This window comes from Pseudomonas sp. KD5 (assembly GCF_012932895.1).
Taxonomy (GTDB): Bacteria; Pseudomonadota; Gammaproteobacteria; order Pseudomonadales; family Pseudomonadaceae; genus Aquipseudomonas.
The window spans coordinates 61,323-83,133 of record NZ_JDWJ01000002.1 but is presented as its reverse complement, the minus strand read 5'-3'; the positions used below and the strand labels follow the sequence as shown (position 1 = coordinate 83,133).

At 60.5% G+C, this 21,811-nt stretch carries 20 protein-coding genes; 10 read left to right on the top strand and 10 right to left on the bottom strand.

Annotated elements, in window-relative coordinates; all coding sequences use genetic code 11:
- The first annotated feature begins 276 nt into the window (after window positions 1-276).
- From AF70_RS04085 to AF70_RS04055, 7 genes are all read left to right on the top strand, one after another.
- The gene (locus tag AF70_RS04085) at window positions 277-1,128 is read left to right on the top strand and encodes a fumarylacetoacetate hydrolase family protein (protein ID WP_028940727.1); all 852 of its coding nucleotides are present in this window, start codon (window positions 277-279) and stop codon (window positions 1,126-1,128) included.
- Between the two features lie 3 nt (window positions 1,129-1,131).
- A complete protein-coding gene (locus tag AF70_RS04080; RefSeq protein WP_028940728.1) occupies window positions 1,132-1,953 on the top strand; it encodes an IclR family transcriptional regulator in 822 nt (273 codons plus the stop codon).
- A 24-nt stretch (window positions 1,954-1,977) separates the two neighbouring features.
- Complete coding sequence (locus tag AF70_RS04075) at window positions 1,978-3,624, top strand: bifunctional 3-(3-hydroxy-phenyl)propionate/3-hydroxycinnamic acid hydroxylase (RefSeq protein ID WP_028940729.1); 1,647 nt, start codon at window positions 1,978-1,980, stop codon at window positions 3,622-3,624.
- 24 nt (window positions 3,625-3,648) lie between these two features.
- Window positions 3,649-4,497 carry a VOC family protein gene (locus AF70_RS04070; protein ID WP_028940730.1) on the top strand — a complete coding sequence of 283 codons (849 nt, stop codon included), beginning with the start codon at window positions 3,649-3,651 and terminating at the stop codon, window positions 4,495-4,497.
- A 76-nt stretch (window positions 4,498-4,573) separates the two neighbouring features.
- The gene (locus AF70_RS04065) at window positions 4,574-6,052 is read left to right on the top strand and encodes an aldehyde dehydrogenase family protein (protein ID WP_028940731.1); all 1,479 of its coding nucleotides are present in this window, start codon (window positions 4,574-4,576) and stop codon (window positions 6,050-6,052) included.
- Window positions 6,053-6,140: 88 nt separating this feature from the next.
- The gene (locus tag AF70_RS04060) at window positions 6,141-7,118 is read left to right on the top strand and encodes a helix-turn-helix domain-containing protein (RefSeq protein WP_028940732.1); all 978 of its coding nucleotides are present in this window, start codon (window positions 6,141-6,143) and stop codon (window positions 7,116-7,118) included.
- Between the two features lie 262 nt (window positions 7,119-7,380).
- Window positions 7,381-8,145: an ABC transporter substrate-binding protein gene (locus AF70_RS04055; RefSeq protein ID WP_028940733.1), complete on the top strand. Its 765-nt coding sequence runs from the start codon at window positions 7,381-7,383 to the stop codon at window positions 8,143-8,145.
- 29 nt (window positions 8,146-8,174) lie between these two features.
- On the opposite strand, the gene AF70_RS04050 is transcribed toward AF70_RS04055, so the two are convergent.
- The 4 genes from AF70_RS04050 to AF70_RS04035 are packed head-to-tail and all read right to left on the bottom strand — an operon-like array spanning window position 8,175 to window position 12,483.
- Complete coding sequence (locus AF70_RS04050; RefSeq protein WP_028940734.1) at window positions 8,175-9,710, bottom strand: amino acid ABC transporter permease/ATP-binding protein; 1,536 nt, start codon at window positions 9,708-9,710, stop codon at window positions 8,175-8,177.
- A 49-nt stretch (window positions 9,711-9,759) separates the two neighbouring features.
- Window positions 9,760-10,557, bottom strand: a complete 798-nt coding sequence (locus AF70_RS04045; RefSeq protein WP_028940735.1) for a transporter substrate-binding domain-containing protein — start codon at window positions 10,555-10,557, stop codon at window positions 9,760-9,762.
- A 26-nt stretch (window positions 10,558-10,583) separates the two neighbouring features.
- Complete coding sequence (locus AF70_RS04040; RefSeq protein ID WP_028940736.1) at window positions 10,584-11,633, bottom strand: isopenicillin N synthase family oxygenase; 1,050 nt, start codon at window positions 11,631-11,633, stop codon at window positions 10,584-10,586.
- Complete coding sequence (locus AF70_RS04035) at window positions 11,626-12,483, bottom strand: sugar phosphate isomerase/epimerase (RefSeq protein WP_028940737.1); 858 nt, start codon at window positions 12,481-12,483, stop codon at window positions 11,626-11,628. The genes AF70_RS04040 and AF70_RS04035 overlap by 8 nt, the downstream gene beginning before the upstream one ends.
- 617 nt (window positions 12,484-13,100) lie before the next feature.
- Between AF70_RS04035 and AF70_RS04030 the strand changes: the two genes are divergently transcribed.
- From AF70_RS04030 to AF70_RS04020, 3 genes are all read left to right on the top strand, one after another.
- Window positions 13,101-14,399, top strand: a complete 1,299-nt coding sequence (locus AF70_RS04030) for a methyl-accepting chemotaxis protein (protein ID WP_371929185.1) — start codon at window positions 13,101-13,103, stop codon at window positions 14,397-14,399.
- Between the two features lie 74 nt (window positions 14,400-14,473).
- Window positions 14,474-15,031 (top strand): hypothetical protein, encoded by a 558-nt coding sequence (locus tag AF70_RS04025; RefSeq protein WP_028940739.1) that lies wholly within the window; start codon window positions 14,474-14,476, stop codon window positions 15,029-15,031.
- A 111-nt stretch (window positions 15,032-15,142) separates the two neighbouring features.
- Window positions 15,143-15,961, top strand: coding sequence for a DeoR/GlpR family DNA-binding transcription regulator (locus AF70_RS04020; RefSeq protein ID WP_018928936.1), 819 nt, complete (start codon window positions 15,143-15,145; stop codon window positions 15,959-15,961).
- A 4-nt stretch (window positions 15,962-15,965) separates the two neighbouring features.
- Here AF70_RS04020 and otnI read toward each other — a convergent pair whose 3' ends face one another.
- The 6 genes from otnI to AF70_RS03990 all read right to left on the bottom strand — a co-directional run bounded on the left by otnI (window position 15,966) and on the right by AF70_RS03990 (window position 21,773).
- Window positions 15,966-16,748 carry a 2-oxo-tetronate isomerase gene (gene otnI / locus AF70_RS04015; RefSeq protein ID WP_018928935.1) on the bottom strand — a complete coding sequence of 261 codons (783 nt, stop codon included), beginning with the start codon at window positions 16,746-16,748 and terminating at the stop codon, window positions 15,966-15,968.
- Between the two features lie 21 nt (window positions 16,749-16,769).
- Window positions 16,770-18,230 (bottom strand): SLC13 family permease, encoded by a 1,461-nt coding sequence (locus AF70_RS04010; protein ID WP_028940740.1) that lies wholly within the window; start codon window positions 18,228-18,230, stop codon window positions 16,770-16,772.
- Between the two features lie 194 nt (window positions 18,231-18,424).
- Entirely contained in the window at window positions 18,425-19,063 is a 639-nt protein-coding gene (locus AF70_RS04005; protein ID WP_028940741.1) for an aldolase, read from the bottom strand.
- Window positions 19,060-20,358, bottom strand: a complete 1,299-nt coding sequence (gene otnK / locus AF70_RS04000; protein ID WP_028940742.1) for a 3-oxo-tetronate kinase — start codon at window positions 20,356-20,358, stop codon at window positions 19,060-19,062. Before otnK ends, AF70_RS04005 begins: the two co-directional genes overlap by 4 nt.
- A 10-nt stretch (window positions 20,359-20,368) precedes the next feature.
- Window positions 20,369-21,274, bottom strand: coding sequence for an L-threonate dehydrogenase (ltnD, locus tag AF70_RS03995; RefSeq protein WP_018928932.1), 906 nt, complete (start codon window positions 21,272-21,274; stop codon window positions 20,369-20,371).
- Window positions 21,275-21,440: 166 nt separating this feature from the next.
- Entirely contained in the window at window positions 21,441-21,773 is a 333-nt protein-coding gene (locus AF70_RS03990; protein ID WP_081791078.1) for a hypothetical protein, read from the bottom strand.
- Window positions 21,774-21,811: the final 38 nt, after the last annotated feature.

Sequence of the window (21,811 nt, the reverse complement as noted above, 5' to 3'; positions counted from 1 at the left end):
TCACCAGGCCGGGATACGGCTCCTGCCCTGACCTTCCAAACACGTCACTGTCTCGTATTGCCTGTTCCGGAGGGTCGGCAAAATGCTGCCAAAAATACATAAAAAAGCATAATTCCTGCATTTTGGGATTTTTAATAAATCCCGCTTTACAGGATTAATCTCCACAACTAGATTGAACCTCAACCGCCGCGGCTTACCTGCCGCCATAGCTACATGAGCAGTGCCGAGCTTCTTTGCTCCCTGCGCATGCGCTGATCCTCTATCAAGGAGCACTCAATGAAACTCGCGAGCTTTATTGTTCAAGGCCGTAGCACCTACGGCGTCGTCGATGGCGAGCATGTCATCGATCTGGAGTCGGTCAAGCAAACCTTCGGCACCGATCTCAAGCAGGCTATCGCCAACAATCGCCTGGCCGAACTGAGCCACGAGGTCCTGGCGAGCCAGCCTCGTATCCCATTGGCTGAAGTAACTTTTCTACCCGTCATCCCGAACCCGGGCAAAGTGCTGTGCATTGGCATCAACTACGCCACACACGTACGTGAAACCGGTCGTGAGATGCCGACCTACCCGATGATTTTCACTCGTTTCGCTGACAGCCAGACTGCCCACCTGCAACCCATCGTTCGCCCGAAGGCCTCGCACAAGCTTGATTTTGAAGGCGAGCTTGCGGTGGTGATCGGCAAACCGGCGCGTCACGTCAAGCAAGCCGACGCGCTGGACTATGTCGCCGGTTACGCCTGCTACAACGACGGCAGTGTCCGCGACTGGCAGAAACACACCATTCAATTCGTGCCAGGCAAGAACTTCCCGAACACCGGCGGCTTTGGCCCTTGGCTGGTCACCCGCGACGAGATCGGCGATCCACAGGACCTGGAACTGACTACCCGCCTCAATGGCGAAGTCATGCAGCACACCAGCACCAGCGACATGATTTTCGATGTCCGCGCACTGATCGAATATTGCTCCACCTTCACCGAACTGGCCCCCGGCGATGTGATTGTCAGCGGCACCACCGGCGGCGTCGGCGCGTTCCGTGAACCGCCGGTATGGATGAAACCGGGCGATGAAGTCGAGATCGAAATTTCGCGAATCGGCATCCTGCGCAACAGCATCGTCGACGAGCAGTAAGCCATGGCCACACTACGCGAATCGGAACAATTGCCGGTGCAGGATATCGACAGTAAAGGTTCTAGCCTGGAGCGCATGCTGCGGGTACTCGATCTGTTTACCGAAGAGAGTCCGATCTGGGCTGTCGATGACATGGGCGGTGCATTGGGGTTTACCCGTTCAACCATCTACCGCTATGTGCGCGAACTGGCCGAGGCCAACTTGTTGTTCCAGGTCGGGGCCGGACGTTACGCCCTGGGCGCGAGAATCATTACCTGGGACCGTCAGTTGCGACTGAGCGACCCTTTGGTGCGCGCCGCACAATCATTGGAGCCAAGCCTCCCACGCTGGAGCGAGCAGCAGATCTGGCTGATCTGCCGCCTGTTCAAGGACCAGGTGGTCTGCATTCATCAATACGGCGATTTGTTCAGCGAGGTCAGTTACTCACGCGGCTCACCGAGGCCGTTGTTCCTGGGCGCGACCTCCAAGGCCATCCTCGCCAACATGACCTCGCGTCAACACAGCCAACTCTTCCTGGAAAACCCCGATGAGGTGCGCGCCAGCAATCTTGGTCAGACCTGGGAACAGTTCCGCCGCTCGCTGCAGCGTCTTCGTCATCAGGGCTATGTGGCCAGCGCCGGCGAAGTCGACGCTGGCGTCTATGGCCTCGCCGCTCCGATCTTCGATGGCGATGGCAAAGTCGTCGGCAGCATCAGCTGCGTGCGCCCGATTCAGGAACGTGACAGCACTCAGGAAGAACAGCAAGGACAGCAGGTCCTCGCCCTGGCGCAAAACCTGTCGCAACTCATGGCTGCACTCGCCAACCGCCCCAAGCCATTGGACTGAGCCATCCGGAAGGGAACAACAACAATGACACCCCTCAAAAAAATCAGTACGCACGTCTTGATCATCGGCGCCGGGCCCACCGGGCTGACCCTGGCCAACTTGCTTGGCCAAGCCGATGTGGACACCTTGATCATTGATCGCAAGCCAGACACCGTGACCGAGCCGCGGGCTGTTTCGATCGATGACGAATCCTTGCGCACCATGCAGGCCGTCGGATTGGATCAAGCCGTGTTGCGAGATGTAGTGCCGGGCTATGGCGTGCACTATTTCACTCGGCCCGGTGGCCGCTGCTTCGGCAAAGTCGAGCCCACCGGCAAGTTGTATGGGTTCCCCAAGCGCAATGCATTTCGCCAGCCACTGTTTGAACGCACCCTGAAAACGGGCCTTGAACGCTTTGCCAACCTGAAGGCCCGGTTCAGTCATGACCTGCTGGAATTCAGTCAGGATAAGCATGGCGTGCGCGCACTGATCCGTGACGCAGACGGCGAAACTGTCGAAGTCCATGCGGCCTATCTGGTCGCCTGCGACGGTGGTCGTAGCCCGGTGCGCAAGCAACTGGGAATCGAGATGGTTGGCTCGAGCTTCTCCTCGCGCTGGCTGGTGGTCGACACTGATCAGGATGACGATCCGTTCTGGCAAACACGTGTGTACTGCGATGCACGCCGTCCCGTCGTTGAAGTACCCGGCCCCCACCGCACACGCCGCTTCGAATTTCTACTCAAGCCGGACGAAACCGATGAGCAGGTACTCGGCGATGCTCGCCTGCAAGCGTTGCTTCATCCCTTCAAGGGCAACACCCCGGCATCCATCGTGCGCAAGACCGTTTATACCTTCCACGCCCGGGTTGCCGAACGGTGGCAAGTGAATCGCGTGTTTCTCGCCGGCGATGCCGCGCATCTGACCCCTCCCTATGCCGGACAGGGCATGAACAGCGGTGTTCGCGATGCCCATAACCTGGCCTGGAAACTGATCGGCGTTCTGAAGGGCAAAATGGCTGAAGCAGCTCTACTGTCTTACGAAAGCGAGCGTCGCGATCACGCCTGGGCACTGATCAGACTGGCCTTGAACCTCGGCGTGGTCATGGCGCCGACAACTGTCTTGCGCGCTCGTTTGATCAGCGGTGCATTTGCTTTGATCGGCCTGTTGCCACCGTTGCGGGACTATTTCCTGCAAATGCGCTTCAAGCCTAAACCCCGATTCACCAAAGGGCTGGTACTGACCGAAGGCAAAGCCGGGAAACTGTCCTGCGGACACATGTTCCCTCAACCGATGCTCACCGACGCTCAAGGCCAGGAATTTCTACTCGATGACTCGATCGGTGCCGGCTTCGCCTTGATTCAGTACGGCGACCACAGCCGCCAACGCATAGACGAACTCCAGCATGGCTTGTGGTTCCACCTCGAAGCCAAGCGCATTCTGATCCTTCCCGAGCCTGTCGAATACATGCCTTCGATGCCTGGCTGCACGGTGCTTCATGACCGCCAGGGTTTGCTCAAAGAAATACTGGGCGATTCAAACACGTTCTTGCTGCTGCGCCCGGATCGCTATATCGCCGCCATTTTCGATAAGGCGGGCGAAACAAAGGCTGCCGAGTCACTGCAGTCGCTGTTCGGCATCGCGCAGGCGCGAAACCAGACAGCCGAGTCGAGTATCGCGCCGGTCTTTCCCTGAACCCTTAAAGCTACGGAGGTGTTTATGCAAACCCTACAGACCTGCACCCCTGCGCGCCTGTGCTACCTGCATCTGGCGAGCAAAGAGCCGCAACGACAAATCGATTTCTACCGGCGCATGCTGGACATGGGCTGCCTGGCACAGCCCGATGGCAGCTGGATACTCAGTGGCCCGCAACGCGCCATGCTCGTGTCACCCGCCGATCACAGCGGCCTGCTCGCGGCAGCCTATGACCTGGGCGATCAGGCTCGGCTGGGAGAACTGCGCGCTCGCCTGATCGAGAACGGCTGTGCTGTCGAAGACATCGACTCACCGCTGCTCGAACCATGCGCCTTTCTGATTCGTGACCCTCAGGGTCGGCAAACGATATTTGGCGTATCCCGCACGGATTCCAGCGCCGACCGGCCAGGCATGCCGGGCCGCCTGCAACACGTGGTATTCCAGACCACTGAACTGGAAGCCATGATCGATTTCTATGTCAATACAGTCGGGTACACGGTGTCGGACAACGTCGTCGACGAGCAGACCGGCCAGCTCATGGTGTGCTTCCTACGCTCGGACGACGAGCATCATTCCCTGGCATTTTTCCGCGGTTCGAAAAACGAATGGGATCACCACTGTTACGAAACCAATGAATGGAATGACATCCGCGACTGGGGTGATCGCTTCGCCAAGGAACGCATCACCATTTTCTTCGGCCCCGGCCGGCATGGGCCGGGCAACAATCTGTTCTTTATGGTCGTCGATGCCGATCGCAACCGCCTGGAGTTTTCCGCCGAACTCGAAATGACCGATGCCGCCCGCCAACCCGGTGTCTGGCCGCAGGAGGAGTACACACTCAATTCCTGGGGGCGCGCCTGGATCAGAAGCTGAGCACATTTCTTCAGACAAGGTTTTGCATCATCCATGTCCTTAATCGACGCGGCCACCTGCCTCCAAAGGTAAGACTATGACGACTCAACATTTGCCCCTCTACGCCATCAACGGCGACCAATACATCAATGGCACCTGGCGCGCAGGTCGTTCCTCGCGGCGCCTGGATGACCGCAACCCCTTCAATGGCGAGCAACTGCTGGAAATGCCACTGGCCTCGATTGCCGATCTCAACGATGCCTATCAGGCTGCACATCGTGCGCAAACGGCGTGGGCAAAGCTGCATCCGACGCAGCGCAGCGCGCAACTGGAGAAACTCGCTCACGTCATCCTGAACCGCCGCGATGAAATCATCGACTGGCTGATACGTGAGTCCGGCAGCACGCGCATCAAGGCGAGCATGGAATGGCAGTTCACCCTGAACCTGGTGCGTGAGTGCGCAACGTTGCCGATGCAGGTTGAAGGACGAATCCTGACAAGCTACAAGCCCGGTGAACAGAGCTTTGTCTTTCGTGAACCGCTGGGTGTAGTCGGGGTGATCAGCCCATGGAATTTTCCGTTGTACCTGAGCATGCGTTCGGTGGTCCCGGCACTCGCACTTGGCAACACAGTAGTGCTTAAACCCGCCAGCGACACGGCGGTAACAGGCGGCCTGCTGATTGCTCATTTGTTCGAAGACGCAGGCTTCCCGGAGGGTTCGCTCAATGTCGTGGTCGGTGCAGGTTCGGAGATTGGCGATGCCTTCGTCGAACACCCGGTGCCAAGCCTGATTTCCTTCACCGGCTCAACCGATGTCGGTCGCAATGTCGGCCGGATTGCGACTGGCGGCAAACACATCAAGCGCGTTGCGCTGGAGTTGGGCGGCAATGCTCCACTGGTGGTCCTGGATGATGCGGATATTGATATAGCCGCGCACGCAGCAGTGGTCGGGCGTTTCCTGCATCAGGGCCAGATCTGCATGAGCGTCAACCGGGTGATCGTCGACCGCTCGCTGTATGCGGACTTCACCGCGCTGGTGGTGGAGCGAGTGCGCAAGCTCAAGACCGGCGACCCGGCCCACGCAGACACCGTGATTGGGCCGGTGGTCAATCAGAACCAGCTCGATGGCCTGTTGCGTAAAATCGATGCCGCCGAGAACGCGGGCCTCAAGCGGTTGTGTGGCGGCCCAGCGTCCGGGTTGGTGTTGCCTGCGCATGTCTTCGGTGAGGTCGGGGCCGATCAGGAACTGGCACGTGATGAAACCTTCGGGCCGTTGCTGCCGCTGCTGATCGCAGAAAACGAAGCGCATGCGTTGGAGTTGGCCAACGCCAGCGAGTATGGCCTGTCCAGCGCGGTATTCACCCGGGACATGGCCCGAGGCTTGAACTTCGCCCGTGGCATCGTGGCCGGGATGACCCATATCAACGACATCACCGTCGACGACCAGCCCAATGCGCCCTTCGGCGGCGAAAAGAACTCCGGTCTCGGGCGTTTCAATGGTCACTACGCCCTGGATGAATTCACCCGCGCCCATTGGGTCACCTGGCAACCGGGGAGCCACCACTACCCTTTCTGATTCTTGATCGATACTGACCGGACTAAAATTGGGCAAGTGTTGACCCATTTGCCCAATCTACAAAAACAATAAGAAAAGAGGCGAAAAAATGAGTCATTTAGCCTGTGTGTCCACCGATCAGGTTGTTCGCTCCGACCGGCTGATGAAGTGGAAAGAGTTCATGAGCGATCACTTGGGTCGCACGCCAGACTACATCAAGCGTCTGGAATCGACATTCATCGACCCGTTGCATAACAGCAACTTTCAAGGTCGGCTGGAATATGGCGATCTGGGTCAGCTCGGCTTCTGCCGCATGACCGCCAGTGCCCATCGCTACTCACGCCATCTGAGCAAAGCGGTCGACTCACCCGACACACCGCGCATGTTGATCCTGCAGATTGCCGGCGTCAGTCATTTCGAACAAGGTCGGCACAGCAGCGCGTTAGCCCCTGACGAGATGCTGTTGGTCGACAGCGGCCAGCCCTTCAGCGTCACCAGCACTCAAGGTTGCGAACATTTCATCCTGCTCTTCAAGGGGCTGGCCGGACAGCCACCGCAAGCGGGCGATGTTCACCTGAACGGGCGCAATGGATTGGGCCGCATGTTGATGCATCTGATCAGTGATGCCTACAGCCAGTACCCACTGCTCAACAACCATTCGGCCGAATTGATCGGCAACAGTATCGTGGGGCTTCTGGATAACGCCCTGAAGAACAAACAGGAAGAAAAGCAACTCGAACACGACTTCCGTTTCTTCAAGCAAAACCGCCTCAAAGCCTATATCGAACGTCACCTGGCCGACCGCGACCTGACCATCGAGCGCATCGCCAGCGTCGAGCAATGCTCGGTGCGCAGTTTGCACCGCGCCTTTCAGGAGGAGCTCGGCTGCAGCATCAGCGAATATATCTGGCAACGGCGCCTGTCGCGCTGCGCCGAAGATCTGCGCAGCCGGGAACATGCCCATCGCTCACTCACCGACATCGCCTTTGCCTGGGGCTATGGCAGCAGCGCTCATTTCAGCAGACAGTTCAAATCGGCATTCGGCATATCGCCCAAGCTGTTCCGCGATACCCAGGCCCGATCCTGACGCCGGCAAGTCAAGCCATTCATGAGCCATCCGGCCCTTGACCTTGTGCCACCTGCTGCTCGCCCATTGTGATGCGGGTGCACAACAGGTACTGGCCCCGCAAAACACATTCACTTGGGAGGTAGATGTGTCCCGCCACAAAGTCTGCGTAAAATACGGTGTCGATACCGAATCCAATACAAAAACAGACTCATCCTCCCTGTGATCAATACCACCGGTGAATTGTGGCTCCCTCCTACTTTCAATGCCTGAATGATCAACCATGAGCGGGAGTTCACGGATCTCAACTGCCCGTACAAAGACGCTTTGCAGGTTGTGCCTGTCGATCTCGCTGCTGATTGCCTGTCACGCGAGTGGCGCGCCCTTGCCGCTCGAACTGTATATCCCGGACGCTCCACCCCTGACGTTCGTCGATGGCTCCAAAGGCCACGGCATGGTCGGCGAGGCCGTGATGACCGCCATTGCCAACGCCGGCTATGTCGCGCATGTCCATGTGCTTCCCTGGGCCAGATCGCAGAAACATGTCAGCGAGACTCAGGACATCCTGATCGCCCCTTTGTCACGCACGCAGGAACGTGAAGATCGCTTCACCTGGATCGCGCCGATCATGCCCATGGAGCGTGCTTTTTTCAGCCTTGACCGGCCGGTGAGCAGCTTCGAGCAGGCGAAGCAAACCTACCGGGGGATCGGCGTCGGCCTGGGCAGTGCGCAGGAGGAAATCCTCCGTGAACAAGGCTTCAGCGACGAACAGATCCACCCCCTGACCATTGGCGACAACCCCGCGCAGATGCTCTTGAAAGGTCGCATCGATGCCTGGTTCAACGGTGTCCCGGAGAGTCGATACATCTGGCCGAAAGTGTCTGAGCGTACACTGCACATGAGCCCCGTCATGAGCAGTGTGCAGCTCTATCTCGCTTGCTCAAAGCAGTGCTCCGCTCAACTGGTGCAAGACTTGCGCGCGGCAGTTGAAACGCTTCGCGATGACGGCACCCTGGCGCGCATACAAAAGCGCTATTTGTCGCCATAGGAGTTCTGAGGGCACGCGGCTAAACCCATTCAAGGCAGGCATCCCTCCTCCTCTGGCACCTGCAACCCCATGAACCGCCGCACTCGATGAGCCTCGGGCTGCTCGCGGATCGCCTGTGGCGAGGCATCCAGCTGAATGTGGCCGTTTTCCATGAAGATCACCCGATCGGAAATCGACAGGGCAAAGTCCATCTCGTGGGTGACGATCAGCAGGGTCATGCCTTCGCGGGCCAGGTGGCTGATGACCGTGAGTACTTCGCCGACCAGCTCCGGATCCAGCGCCGAGGTCGGTTCGTCGAACAGCAGGATATCCGGGTCCATGGCCATGGCCCGGGCAATCGCCACGCGTTGTTGCTGGCCGCCGGACAGTTGATGCGGATATTTGTGGACGTGTGCCAACAGGCCGACCTTGTCGAGTAACTGGCAGGCGCGTTGTTCGCTCAACACACGACCGACACCGTGATAACGGGGAGCGAGGCTGATGTTGTCCAGCAGTGTGCGGTGCGGGAACAGGTTGAAGCTCTGGAACACCATGCCGATGCGCCGTACACCCTGACGAAGCCGACGGCCATCCGGTTTGTCCTCGGCATTGATGAAGCCCTCCCCGAACAGCAGGATTTCGCCCTGATCGATGCGCTCCAGGCCATTGACCGTGCGAATCAGCGAAGTCTTGCCGGAGCCGGACGGGCCGATGATCGAAATCACCTGGCCACTTTGTACCTTCAGGTCGATGCCCTTGAGCACATGATGATCGCCGTAGCGTTTGTGCACACCCTGCAGTTGCAGGGCCGGGGCGGCGCCTTTGGATGGCGGCTTGAGCTTGCTCGATAGAACAGGCGCCAGACTGTCACGCAGCACTTGTGTCGAGGCGCTGTCGAGGGTTTGCGGTGTCCGCAGGTTGAGGTCCAGGTAGCGTTCCAGACGCTGCAGGGCAAAGCCGAACAGCGTGACGATCAGCACGTAGTACACACCCACCGCCGCCAGGGTTTCCATCACCAGGAAGTTCTGCGCATACAGGCGCTGGCCGACGGTCAACAGTTCGGTCAATGAAATCACCGAGATCAACGAGGTCAGTTTGACCACCGTGATGTATTCGTTGATCAAGGTCGGCAGTGAGATACGAAAGGCCTGGGGAATCACAATCAGCCGTTGCAGGCCGAGCAGGCCGATACCCAGGGCGCGACCGGCTTCCTTCTGACCCTTGGCGACCGAGATCAGCCCGCCACGATGAATTTCAGCCATGTAGGCGGCCTCGGTGACCACCAGCGCCAACAGGCCGGAATAGAACGGTACCGACAGCACCGGCCCGGCACCGGGCAGCAGCTGCGGCAGGTTGTAGATGAAGACCACCAACACCAGCAGCGGAATGCTGCGAAAGAACCAGATGTAGAGTGACGCCGGCAGGCGCAGCCAGGGCGAGCCGGACAGCTTGGCTGACGCCAGGATGAAGCCCAGCAACATCCCCAGGAACCAGGCCAGGGCGCTCAGTTCGATGACGGTCAGGCTCGCCGCCCAGAAGTCAGTCTTGGAGAACAGCGAAATAAAGTAAGACCAGTCGAATTGCATAGACACCTCGTGCTCGCCGCGCCCTCGACCGAGGGCGCGGCTTCAGCCATTACTCGGAGACCGGTTCCAGGTCGTACTTTTTGAGAATGGCGGCGTATTCACCGTTGGCTTTGCTGTCGGCCAGGGCCTTGACCAGCGCCTGATAAGTCGCCTCGGCATCTTTTTTCACGTAGATGCCCAAGGTCTGTGGGTAAACCAGCTTCTGCGAACTGACCACGACCCGTCCGTTGGTGCGTTGGGCGATCATGTGTGCGGCACCGGCGATTTCCACCTGGGCCTGGATGTTTTTCGACAGCAGTGCCTGCGTCACTTCGGGGGCCGAAGGGTATTCGTTGACGGTGATCGCACCTTTGTTGTTGGGAACGCAGTAGTCGCTGGACAACTGGTTGAACTTGGCGACCCAGGTAGTGCCCTGCTCCAGGCCGATCTTCAGGCCGCACAAGTCCTCGGGAACCTGCGGGCTCAACTCGCTGCCCTTGGGCACCATGATCGCCGCGCCGGTATTGGCGTAGGCGATGGTGCGGGCCTGGAGCTGGCGCTCGGGGGTGATGTACATGCCGGAAATGATCGCGTCGTAATGCCCGGCGTTGAGGCCGTTGATCAGATTGGGGAACTTGGTGTCGACGAAGTTGGCCTTGACGCTCATCGCCTTGGCCAGGGAGTGGGCCAACTCAGGATCGGAACCGACCACATTCTTGTCAGCGTCGTAGGACTCGAACGGTGGGTAGGTGATTTCCATACCGACCTTCAACACACCGGGGGTCGCGGTGCTGGCGAAGCCGGTGCTGGCGCAGAACAGGCCGGCGGCGAGCAGGCTCAGTTTGGTCAGGGCGTTGTGGCTTTTCATGGTGGGAAGCTCCGTGGGTTGTTTTTTTAGGAATGAGAGGTGGTGTTCTTCAGATGGCCGAAACTCGATGGTTTTCGGGCCCGGGACGGCAACTCAAGCTCGCCGCTCTCCACGCGTTTGCGCAGGTACTGGTAGGTCTGCAAGGCCTGGCTCCACATGTGCTCGCCAATCGCCAGCGCCTCGTACTCCCGGTCATCCCTGGCGAAGGCCGGCAGCGGCTTGATCAGCGTGTGATAGTCGCAGGCGTAGAACAGCGGGAAGCTGTAGCGCTCCTGAGCAACCTTGCGCACCCGGTGGGCAGTGGCGACAAAGGCACCTGCGGTCATGACTTCCAGCATGTCGCCGATGTTCACCACGAACGCGTCGGGTAGTGGCGGCGCGTCGATCCACTGCCCCTGATCATTGAGCACCTCCAGCCCCGGTTGATCGGCGTGCAGGATGGTGAAGCACTCGTAGTCGGTATGCGCGCCGATGCCCGGAGCGTCGACGACATCGGCGTCGAAGGGGTAATGGATCAGCCGCAACTTGGAGGGCGGACGAGTCACCAGCGCATCGAAGTAGCCCTCCTCCAGCCCCAGGGCCAAGGCAAAGCCATCGAACAGCCGGCGGCCTAGCGCGAACACCGCCTGATAGTAGTTTTGGACCGCGCTCTGGAAGCCCGGCACGTCGGGCCAGTGGTTCGGCCCCAGCAGCGGTGTACGGTTGAGGAACAGCGGGTCATCCGCTGGCACTTCGAAGCCGATATCGAACGCTTCTTTGTGATCCGGCTTGCCCTTGGAATACACCTCCTCGCCTTCGGGCACGAAGCCCTTGTGGCTTTCCGAGGCGCCGATGTAGTGGCGCATCTTGGCTTCCAGCGGTTGCGCAAAATAATCCTTGGCCGCCTGACGTAAACCCTCGATCAGCGCCGGATCGATGCCGTGCCCGGTGATGTACAGAAAGCCTACATCACTGGCGGCGCGGCCCAATTGCTCGGCCACGGCCAGGCGATGCTCCAGCTCGATGCTGAAGAGTCCGGCGATGTTCACCACCGGAATGCTGCTGAAGTTGGCTTGGGTTGGCGAGGTGTTACGCATGGCGGGCTCCTTCACGGGTGAAACGGTCGAAGTGTTCGCGCTCGGTGCGGGCCATCCACTGGTTCAAGGTCCAGAGGTCGGCCACCGGCATGTTGGTGAAGGGCAAGTGATGCAGATAACCGTCGGCACCGAACTCCGGGGTCAAGGTGCTGACCGGGTAGCCACGTTCGCGCTGAGCGGTCCAGACGGCCTCCCAGTGGCGCTGGTGGAACGCCAGTTCACGGGCATATTCCGGGGCGGCGGGATGGGGGACTTGCGGGCCTTGGTCGTAGCCGACCCGAGCCTGGATGTGATGCACGCGCTCGACGAAGGCCGAAAGATCGTCGGCCGGATCGTCCAGCAGTCGCTCACAGCACACCACCCAGTGGCTGATGTCACTGGTGAAACGCAGGTCCGGCAGTTGGCGGATCAGCTCCAGGGTCACCCAAGGGCTGTAAAGGGAACGGGCGCGATGGGTCTCGAAACTGCAGAACACGCCATGCCTGGCGGCCAGTTCCATGGCCTGGCCGAAAAACTCGACCTGCAATGCCTGCGGCCAGCGGTCGTTGCCGGCCAGCAGATTGACGAAACGTGGGGTCAGCTCCGAAGCCCAGCCCAGTTTGCGATCTATGTCGGCCAAGTGTTGAGTGGGCGTGGCGTTCTGGTCGGGCAATACATCGTAGGCACTGAACAGTGTGCAGATGTAGGGAACTTGATTACTGCGCAGGAAAGCGCCGAACTCGCCACGCTCATCAGCCTGCAGTGGCAGGCGCGCTTCGAGGCCATCGAAGCCGGCGGCGAGCAGTTCATCCAGGGCCTGTGCCTTGCTGGCGGTATAGCCCCATAACGTGCGGAAAATTTCTAGCTTCATGCATTCCTCTCGGCTGCGTCAGGCCACCCGCTGTCTGGGCTGGCGTTACTGGGCAGTCGAAAGAAGTTGCTGCAGGCCGCTGCTCTGATGGCTGCGGTCCCGTGTGACGAATCCTAAGGCTACGGCGACAAGCGATTGAATAGGCTGCAGCAAATAGTTAGTTCAGAAATTCATGAACTAACGATGCCGGATTTTCTCGCGTTGTGTAAGCCGCAATGCGATCCGTAGCAGCTGTCGAGCTTGCGTTCGCTGTAGCAGCTGTCGAGCTCGCGAGGCTGCGTTCGGCTGCGCAGCAGTCGTAAAACCAGAACTCGCGGTGTGTCAGGTAGACCGCATCAGCCGGATTCACGACTGCTTCGCAGCCGAACGCAGCCTCGCAGGCTCGACAGCTGCTACCAAGCGCGCGCCCGGTGCGGATGGGCACGAACCAGAACAGAGCACGGCGGCTCTGCCATTCCCGCGACTGGTGCGTTGCTCGCCTGTGCGGCCTTCACAGCCCTGTAGCCATCAGATGCAATTCTCCTTCCACCGCGGGGTGACAGGCTGATCCGTTGTCGAGCACAAAGGCTGGCAAACAACTTGCTTAGGCTCTGCTCAAGCTTGAGCCATCAACACCGATGGTTTGGCAAATATCTCGGACAACGGCGTCCGCTTCCCTGCACATTGCGGCAGGAGAGCGTGCGCCGTTTTTGCTTTCATCCCGGCATCAGAAGGAAATCCTCATGTCCGCTCAAGGAATGCACCCACCGGGTCATGCCATCGTTCATCTGCGCAGCGATGGCGGCAAGTCGCACCCGGCCGGCACATCATTCGCCAAAGCCTTGTTCGAACCTGGCAGGGCCCTGCTCGAACGCAGCAGGTTCGGTTTCTGGTTACCGCTCGGTTTGGCCCTCGGCGCCTGCGGTCTCGCACTGGCCGAACAGGCCGCAAGCGCATTGGCCCTGATACCTGGCGTGCTGTACCTGGGATGCGCCTGGCAGCTGCGCGAGCGTCATCAACGCCAGCTACAGATATTCTGGGACACGGAACTCGCACAACTGCTGCGCAGTTCCCGGGATGCCGACCCCGCGACGCTGCTGGTGACCGCCAGCTTGCAACTGCGCAACAACGAACGCTTGCGCAGCGAAGTGCAGTTCGCCAGCCGTGCCCTGGAGCAGATGGCCCAACAGGCCCGCGACCAAGGAGCGGAACAGAGCCAACGTATCGCGATGATCGCCGCCGCCAGCGAACAGATCGATCAGACCCTGCACAGCATCGATGCCCTGGCCCAAGGCGCGCTGGCAGCCTTTGCCAACGCCCATGCCCAGAGCGAAACCGGGTGCCTGGAAGCGCGCTCAGTGGGTGACAGCATGCGCGCCATTCAGCACCGCTTGGGCAACACCGCACATGCCGTGGACGCGTTGCTGCAACGTACGACCGCCGTGGAAAGCACGGTCAACAGCATTCAGGCATTGGCCAAACAGACCCAGTTGCTGGCGCTCAATGCCTCCATCGAGGCGGCCCGTGCCGGCGAGCACGGGCGCGGTTTCGCCGTGGTCGCCGATGAGGTCCGCAGCCTGGCCCAGGCCACCGACCGGGCGACCCATGAAATCACTACCGCCGCGACAGCGATCGCCATGGCCGTGCGCCAGGTGGATGGCGAGGTCAAGGAACACCGCGATCTGCTGGCAGCCGGAAGTGAACAGAGCGAGCAGCTCGCCGCCAACCTCGACGACCTGGCGCAACATAGCCAGAGCAATCTGCAACAACTCGGCGCCATGCAACAGGCGCTCAGCGAGCATCAACAGGCCAATCATGACCTCAGCGAGCAACTGCAACAGGTCAATGGCGCGGTGCAGGAACAGAGCACGCAAACTAATGCGCTGCACGACCTGACCCGTTATCTCAACCAGCTCACCGTCGGAAGCCGCCCATGAATCCAGCATTCGACGATGGGCCATCCCGCCAAGTCCGTCTGCCACAGGGTGATACGGGACTAAGGCAGGCGCTGTTGCTCGGTCTCGACCTGCTGCAAGGACTACAGCAGCATCGCGGTCTCGGCGGACAAGTCACCCGCGAGGCGCAACAACGTTGCCAGGCATTGGGGCACGCGCTCGGCCAACGCTGGAGGGAGTGGCCGTATCCCGCACAGTGCCAGGCCTGGAGTGCGTTACGCCGCGACCCGGCGGATTTCGATGGCCATTGCCGATTGCTGCAGGACCTGCTCGGCGCCATCCAGCACCTCGAACTGCAACGCTGTGCGCTCAGTCTGGCGCGCCCGAGCATCGCCGCGCGCTGCTGGGAACTTGAAGAGCTGGGACGACTGCGCGGGCTGTCGGTACGCGCCGCCGCCCATCGAAGTTGCCCATTGGAAATGCTGATTCAATTGCAGTACCTGCACGAACGCTTGCTCAAGCACGCTCCCCATTCGTTGCACACTGCGCTCGAACAACTGCAACGCTGCCTGATAGGTACAACCACCGTGTCGATCACTCCGGCGCAGTGCTACGCCCTCCTCACCCCATTGCTCGACGAACGCCTGGACGCCATTCGCCGGGATCTGGATTGAGGCTGCCGCCACCAGAACAGAGATCCGCAACAGCTCGTTCCTTTAACGTAGATTCGCTACTATGTTTGCACCGCTTTCCTTGTCGGCGGATTTCTTCACTCTGGAGCCCGAATGCCTAGTCAAAAGGACATCGCCGCCGAAAGCGGCGCACCGATGATTCCTGAACAGCGCCGTGAATTGATGCTGCGCCAATTGCGCAAGCATCAGGTGCTGAGCGTTCATCAGTTGATGGAAATGTTCGACTGCTCGCACATGACCATCCGCCGCGATATCGCGCTGCTTGAACAGGAAGGCCGTGCTTACTCGGTCACTGGCGGCGTGCGAATCGCCAGCCAGCTCCACAGCGAGCCCAGTCATCAGTTCAAGGCGGTGGTCGAGTTGCCGCAAAAGCAGGCGATGGCCAAGCTGGCCGCGCGGCTGCTGCATGCTGATATGACGGTTTATCTGGATGCGGGGACCAGCACGCTGGAAATCGTTCCGTACATCAAGGCGCTGTCGGGAATGACCGTGGTGACCAACGATTTCGGGATTGTCCAGGCGCTGATCGATGCGCCCCATGTCACGGTGATTCACACCGGCGGGCAACTGGATCATTCGAATCAATCGTGCGTGGGCGGTCTGGCGGTGGCCACCTTGCGTCAGATCGTCACCGATATCGCTTTCATTTCCACCAGTTCCTGGGATTTGCGTCGCGGCCTCACCACGCCGTCGGCGCTGAAGGTGGAGGTCAAGCAAGTCGCGATGCAATCGGCCTCGCAAGTGGTGCTGGTGGCCAGCAGTTCGAAGTACGGCACGTTCAGCATGTACCGGATCGCCGGGCTCGAGCAGTTCGACATCATCCTCAGCGACGACGCACTGACCCCTGCCGCGGCCGATAGCATCCGCAAGCAGGGTGTCGAGCTGCTGTTGCCTTCCGATAACAACCTGTAAGGCGTTAGCGCGCCTTCCAGTCCCGCAGCCACTGCAAGCCGGCCGACGTGTTGCCACGGGGCCGGTATTCGCACCCTACCCAGCCGTCATAACCCAACTGGTCGATCAACTCGAACAGATAGGGATAGTTGACTTCGCCCAAGTCTGGCTCGTGTCGATCCGGTACGCCGGCGATCTGGATATGACCGATGCCGGCGAAATCCCGACGCAGTTTAGTGGCCAGGTCACCTTCGACGATCTGGCAGTGGTAGCAGTCGAACTGAACCTTCAGGTTACCGGCGCCCACTTCCTTGCAGATGGCCTGGGCCTGATCCTGGCGGTTGAGGAAAAAGCCCGGCATGTCGCGCGTGTTGATCGGTTCCAGCAGCACGGTGACACCGACCTTGGCGGCCTGCGCGGTGGCATAGGCCAGGTTCTCCAGGTACACGCCGTGATGCCGTGGTCGATCACTTTCCGACGGCAACAACCCGGCCATCACATGGATGCGTGAGTTGCCCAGGACGGCGGCGTATTCCAGTGCGCGATCGAAACCGCTGCGAAATTCACTCTCCCGGCCCGGCAACGATACCGTGCCCCGCTCGCCTGCCGCCCAATCGCCGGGCGGTGCGTTGAACAGCGCCTGCACCAGGCCGTTATCGCTCAAGCGCTGTTTGAGTTCCTGGGCGCTGTAGTCGTAGGGGAACAGGTATTCCACCGCTTCAAAACCATCGGCGGCCGCGGCGGCGAAACGATCCAGAAACTCATGTTCCGGGTAGAGCATGCTGAGGTTGGCAGCAAAACGAGGCATGGTAGCTCCTTGGACAGAAGGTTAGACAAACGGCCAGATCAGCAAGGTAATACCGAAACCCAGCGTGCCGAGCAAGGTGGTCAGCACGGTCCAGGTACGCAGGCCGTCGGCCACGTTCAACCCGGACAGCTTGGTGAAGATCCAGTAACCGGCGTCGTTGATATGGGACATGGCCAACCCGCCACCGCCCATGGCCAGGCACAGCAGCGCCATGTGATTCGCCGTGAGGTTGAGGGTCGCGATCAGCGGGCTGATGATGCCGGCAGTGGTCACCAGCGCCACCGTGGTCGAACCCTGAACCGCACGCAGCAGCATGGTCAGCAGAAAGCCCAGCGCGAGCACCGGCAGACCGGTGGTGCGCAACAAATCGGAGACCACCGCGCCGATGCCGGTATCCACCAGCACCTTGCCGAACACACCGCCGGCACCGGCAATCAGAATCACCATGGCCACACCTGGCAAGGCCGAACCGATCACGTCAGACACCTGGGTACGGCTCCAGCCCCGACGCGAACCCAGCAACCAGGCACACAGCAAGGTGTCGATCAGCAGCGCCACCAATGGCGCACCGAGCACAGTCATGATGCCGCGCAGGACCGAGTCGGCAGGCAGCAACGAGTTGGACAGCGTTCCCAGCAGAATCAGAATGATCGGCAGTGCGATTAGGCTGACGATCATGCCAAAACCCGGCGCGGGTGCTGGCGGCAACTTGGAAACGATAGCGCTGGTGGCCTCCTCCAGGCCCATGTGCGACGCGGCCACGGCTGCTCGTTCAGCGCTCTTGCCGTTGCCATTGGCCCAGGCGACCAAGTCTTCGTTGGTGACATGCGGGCCATAGACTTCGGCGCGGATATCGTCGGTCATCGGGTACACCCGACGGGTCATGCGCCCGGCCACGCGGTAACCGACATAGCAGAGGAACGCGGTGATCGGCAGACCGAACATCAGCACGCGACCGAGGTCGGCACCCAACTGACTGGCAGCGGCCACCGCGCCGGGGTGTGGCGGCAGGAAGGCGTGTACGGTCAGCAACGCCGCACACATCGGCAGCGCAAACACCAACAGCGGCTTGCGTGCACTGCGAGCAACGCCATAGGCCAGCGGCATCAGGATGATCACGCCGACCTCGAAGAACACCGGCACCCCGACCATGAACCCGGCAATCGTCAGCGCCAGCGGCGTGCGTCGATTGCCGAAACGGCTGATCAGCGTCTTGGCCAGCGCCTCGGCACCGCCGGAGAGCTCGATGATCCGCCCGATCATCGCGCCCAGGGCAATGATGATCGCGATGTGGCCCAGGGTCTTGCCCATGCCGCCTTCGATGGTGGCGACCAGGTCGGCCGGTTTCACCCCGGCCACCAGCGCCACCAGAATGCTCACCAGCATCAACGCCACGAACGGCTGGAACTTGTACTTGAGCACCAAAAACAACAACAGAGCGATCCCTAGCCCCGCGGTAACCATCAGGATTAACGGGCTCATTTCACAAGCCCTCCGCGCCGGGTGAACACAAGGGTGCTGCAACCGGGTCTGAAAATGCCGCAGTGAAGATGAGTCATGCCTGGATGTCCTCTTGTTATTGTATTTTTCAGGCAAGCCGGGGTCGTGGGAGTCGCTGCACGTCTCCCGAACAGGGCCTGCTTTATCGGTCTATCGTGTTAAAAAACTTCAGCGCACTACCAGTGCACACCGAAGGCCGCTCGCAGCTCGTCCAGTGCTGCCTGATCGAGCGGTTCGGGCTTGGGATTGCTCATCAGCCACAGCCGCGCGGTTTCCTCGAGTTCTTCCAGGGCGTAACTGGCCCTGGACACCGAACTCTCCCAGACCACCGGCCCCAGCCGTTCGAGCATCACGCCACGAACGCTATTGGCCAGTTGTGCGACCTGTTCGGCAACCTTTGGCGAGCCAGGACGCTGGTAGCCGATCAACGGGATATGCCCGACTTTCATCACCTGATACGGCGTCAGTGGCGGCAAGATGTCGTTCGGCTGCCAGACACCCGCCAGGGTCAACGCCACCAGATGAGTGGAATGGGTATGCACCACGCCACCGACACTCGGGTTGCGGTCGTAGACCTGGCGATGCAGCGCCAATGTCTTCGACGGCTTGTCACCGGAGACCCATTCGCCAGACAGATTGACCTTGGCGATGGTCGCCGGGTCGAGGCGGCCGAGGCACACGTCAGTCGGCGTGATCAACCAACCGTCGTCCAGCCGCGCGCTGATATTGCCGGCGCTGCCGACGGTGTAACCGCGCTCGTAAAGGCTGCGGCCAACGTCGCAGATTTCTTCGCGCAAAGCGTTTTCATTACTCATTGCGCACCTCCGGTCTGGGCCAGTTGCTTCAGCGCTTTGCTGAAGAAATCCCGACCACCGAAGTTACCCGATTTGAGCGCCAGAGCCAGAGGCTCATCGGTGCTGCTGACCGTTGCCGGCACACCCGGATCGATTTGCGCGCCGATCTGCAGCAGTTGCACTCCCAGCGCCTGAACCACCGCGCCCGAGGTTTCACCGCCGGCGATCACGAAGCGCCGTACGCCGCTCTGACGCAAGCCTTGGGCAATTTCGCCAAAGGCGTTTTCCACCAGACTGCCGGCCTGTTCGACGCCGAGCTGCTGTTGCACTGCCTTGACCTCGTCCGGTGCGCTGGTGGCGTAGATCAATACGGTTTGTTCATTGCCCTTGGCGAAGGCTAGAGCCTGGGCGACTACTGGTTCGCCAGCCGCCAGGGCCAACGGATCGATCCGCAGCGCGGGTCGACCAGCTTCGAGCCAGGCTGCGACTTGGCCATTGGTGGCGATAGAAGCGCTACCGGCCAACACCACTTCACCACCGGCCACCGCCGGGAGTTTCGAGGCATCGAGGTCGCGCAATTTACCGGCGCGACGGAAGTTTTCCGGCAAGCCCAGGGCCAGCCCCGAGCCGCCAGTCAACAACGGCAAGTCGGCACAGGCGGTGCCGAGGGTGTACAGATCCTGGTCAGACAAGGCATCGGCAATCGCCATGCCGATACCTTGAGCCCGCAGTTCGGCGATGCGCCCGCGCACCTTTTCGGCCCCTTGGGCAATGGTGTCGTAGCGCAACAAGCCGACGTTCAGATGGGTCTGCGACTGCAGTACCCGCACCAGGTTGGCATCGGTCATCGGCGTCAGCGGGTGATGCTGCATGCCCGACTCGCTGAGCAGTTGATCCTGCACGAACAAGTGGCCGCGAAAGATCGTCCGGCCATTTTCCGGGAACGCCGGGCACGCCAGAGTGAAGTCGCCGCCCAGCGCCGCGAGCAGCGCTTCGCTGACCTGGCCGATATTGCCGGCCCCGGTGGAATCGAACGTCGAGCAGTACTTGAAGAAAATCTGCTCGCAGCCTTGCTCACGCAACCAGGCCAGCGCGGCAAGGGATTGCTCGACCGCTTCGGCGACTGGAATGGTGCGTGACTTGAGGGCGATGACGATCGCATCGGCATCGAGCCCGGCCGCCACTTCGCTGCTCGGAATGCCAATGCTTTGAACGGTGCGCATACCGCCGCGCACCAGCATGTTGGCCAGGTCCGTGGCACCGGTGAAATCGTCGGCGATGCAGCCCAGCAATGGGCGTGCAGGGGTAGTGTTCATTGGGTGTTCCTCAAACCGGCTCGGTCTTGGCAGTCGGCAACTCGATGCCGGGGAAAATCTTGATTACTGCCGAGTCGTCCTCACGCCCGAAGCCGGCACTGGAAGCCTGCATGAACATCTGGTGGGCGGTGGCCGACAGCGGCAGCGGGAATTTGCTGGCCCGTGCGGTATCCAGCACCAGGCCCAGGTCCTTGACGAAAATATCCACCGCGGACAACGGCGTGTAGTCAGCCTTGAGAATGTGCGGCACGCGGTTTTCGAACATCCAGGAGTTGCCGGCGCTGTGGGTGATCACTTCGTAAAGCGCGTCGGCATCGACCCCTTCACGCAGGCCCAGCGCCATGGCTTCGGCGGAAGCGGCGATGTGCACCCCGGCGAGCAGCTGGTTGATGATCTTGACCTTCGAACCCAGGCCATGGCTGTCGCCCAGGCGATAAACCTTGCCGGCCATGCCTGCCAGGACGGCTTCGGCCTTGGCGTAAGCATCGGCCGGGCCAGACGTCATCATGGTCATTTCACCGGCAGCCGCCTTGGCTGCGCCACCGGATATCGGGGCATCCAGATACAGCAAGCCCTGGGCGGTCAGGCGCTGGCCCAGGTCGACGGCGTAGGTCGGGGCCACGGTGGCGCAACCGATCACCAGGCTGCCAGGGCGCAACGCAGCGACGGCACCACCCTCGCCAAACAATACGGTTTCGGTCTGCTCGGCGTTCACCACCACGGTAATGATCACGTCGCACGCCGCGGCCATCTGCGCGGGCGAAGAACACGCCACGCCGCCCTCCCCGGCAAACTGTTCAGTCACCTGCGCACGCACATCACAGGCATGCACATTGAAACCACTGCGCAACAGAGAGCGGGCAATGCCCAACCCCATCGCGCCCAGACCGACAACACCGACATTCTTGTTATTCATGGGGTACTCCTGAGGGAAGCAACGGCCTGTTCCACGCCGACAAAGCGCAGGCGGCGGGCCGCGATGTAGAGGTGGGCACCGGAGGCATGGCCGGCGGATCGCCCAACACAATGGCAGCTACGAGCTGCTTGACACGGGTTGAGCAGATAATCCACCAATGAACAGATTATGTGAAGTATTTTTTTAAAATAACATTTTTTAACATCGACTCAGATGCATCGATAGCCGCGACGCGCTTTTTTGTAGCAGCTGCCGAGCCTGCGAGGTTGCGTTCGGCGGCGCAGCCGTCGTGAATCCGGCTGATGCGGTTTGCCTGATGCACCGCGAGTTCTGGTTTTACGACTGCTGCGCAGCCGAACGCAACCTCGCAGGCTCGACAGCTGCTACGGGTCGCGTTCACGCAAGTGAAAAAAGTCAGATTGCCATCAGGCCGCCTTGCAAAAACACCATGACCGTCTAAGTTCAAAACTAGCTCTACAGGCGTAACCAAACCGTACATAAACCAGCCCCTCAGGCGAGAGAATCTATTGATCTAAA

What these genes read in the sequence shown, in the direction of transcription:
- AF70_RS04085 (WP_028940727.1), top strand. Translation starts at nt 277, where the DNA reads ATGAAACTCGCGAGCTTTATTGTTCAAGGCCGTAGCACCTACGGCGTC.
- AF70_RS04080 (WP_028940728.1), top strand. Translation starts at nt 1,132, where the DNA reads ATGGCCACACTACGCGAATCGGAACAATTGCCGGTGCAGGATATCGAC.
- AF70_RS04075 (WP_028940729.1), top strand. Translation starts at nt 1,978, where the DNA reads ATGACACCCCTCAAAAAAATCAGTACGCACGTCTTGATCATCGGCGCC.
- AF70_RS04070 (WP_028940730.1), top strand. Translation starts at nt 3,649, where the DNA reads ATGCAAACCCTACAGACCTGCACCCCTGCGCGCCTGTGCTACCTGCAT.
- AF70_RS04065 (WP_028940731.1), top strand. Translation starts at nt 4,574, where the DNA reads ATGACGACTCAACATTTGCCCCTCTACGCCATCAACGGCGACCAATAC.
- AF70_RS04060 (WP_028940732.1), top strand. Translation starts at nt 6,141, where the DNA reads ATGAGTCATTTAGCCTGTGTGTCCACCGATCAGGTTGTTCGCTCCGAC.
- AF70_RS04055 (WP_028940733.1), top strand. Translation starts at nt 7,381, where the DNA reads ATGAGCGGGAGTTCACGGATCTCAACTGCCCGTACAAAGACGCTTTGC.
- AF70_RS04050 (WP_028940734.1), bottom strand. Translation starts at nt 9,710, where the DNA reads ATGCAATTCGACTGGTCTTACTTTATTTCGCTGTTCTCCAAGACTGAC.
- AF70_RS04045 (WP_028940735.1), bottom strand. Translation starts at nt 10,557, where the DNA reads ATGAAAAGCCACAACGCCCTGACCAAACTGAGCCTGCTCGCCGCCGGC.
- AF70_RS04040 (WP_028940736.1), bottom strand. Translation starts at nt 11,633, where the DNA reads ATGCGTAACACCTCGCCAACCCAAGCCAACTTCAGCAGCATTCCGGTG.
- AF70_RS04035 (WP_028940737.1), bottom strand. Translation starts at nt 12,483, where the DNA reads ATGAAGCTAGAAATTTTCCGCACGTTATGGGGCTATACCGCCAGCAAG.
- AF70_RS04030 (WP_371929185.1), top strand. Translation starts at nt 13,101, where the DNA reads ATGGTTTGGCAAATATCTCGGACAACGGCGTCCGCTTCCCTGCACATT.
- AF70_RS04020 (WP_018928936.1), top strand. Translation starts at nt 15,143, where the DNA reads ATGCCTAGTCAAAAGGACATCGCCGCCGAAAGCGGCGCACCGATGATT.
- otnI (WP_018928935.1), bottom strand. Translation starts at nt 16,748, where the DNA reads ATGCCTCGTTTTGCTGCCAACCTCAGCATGCTCTACCCGGAACATGAG.
- AF70_RS04010 (WP_028940740.1), bottom strand. Translation starts at nt 18,230, where the DNA reads ATGAGCCCGTTAATCCTGATGGTTACCGCGGGGCTAGGGATCGCTCTG.
- AF70_RS04005 (WP_028940741.1), bottom strand. Translation starts at nt 19,063, where the DNA reads ATGAGTAATGAAAACGCTTTGCGCGAAGAAATCTGCGACGTTGGCCGC.
- otnK (WP_028940742.1), bottom strand. Translation starts at nt 20,358, where the DNA reads ATGAACACTACCCCTGCACGCCCATTGCTGGGCTGCATCGCCGACGAT.
- ltnD (WP_018928932.1), bottom strand. Translation starts at nt 21,274, where the DNA reads ATGAATAACAAGAATGTCGGTGTTGTCGGTCTGGGCGCGATGGGGTTG.
- AF70_RS03990 (WP_081791078.1), bottom strand. Translation starts at nt 21,773, where the DNA reads ATGTACGGTTTGGTTACGCCTGTAGAGCTAGTTTTGAACTTAGACGGT.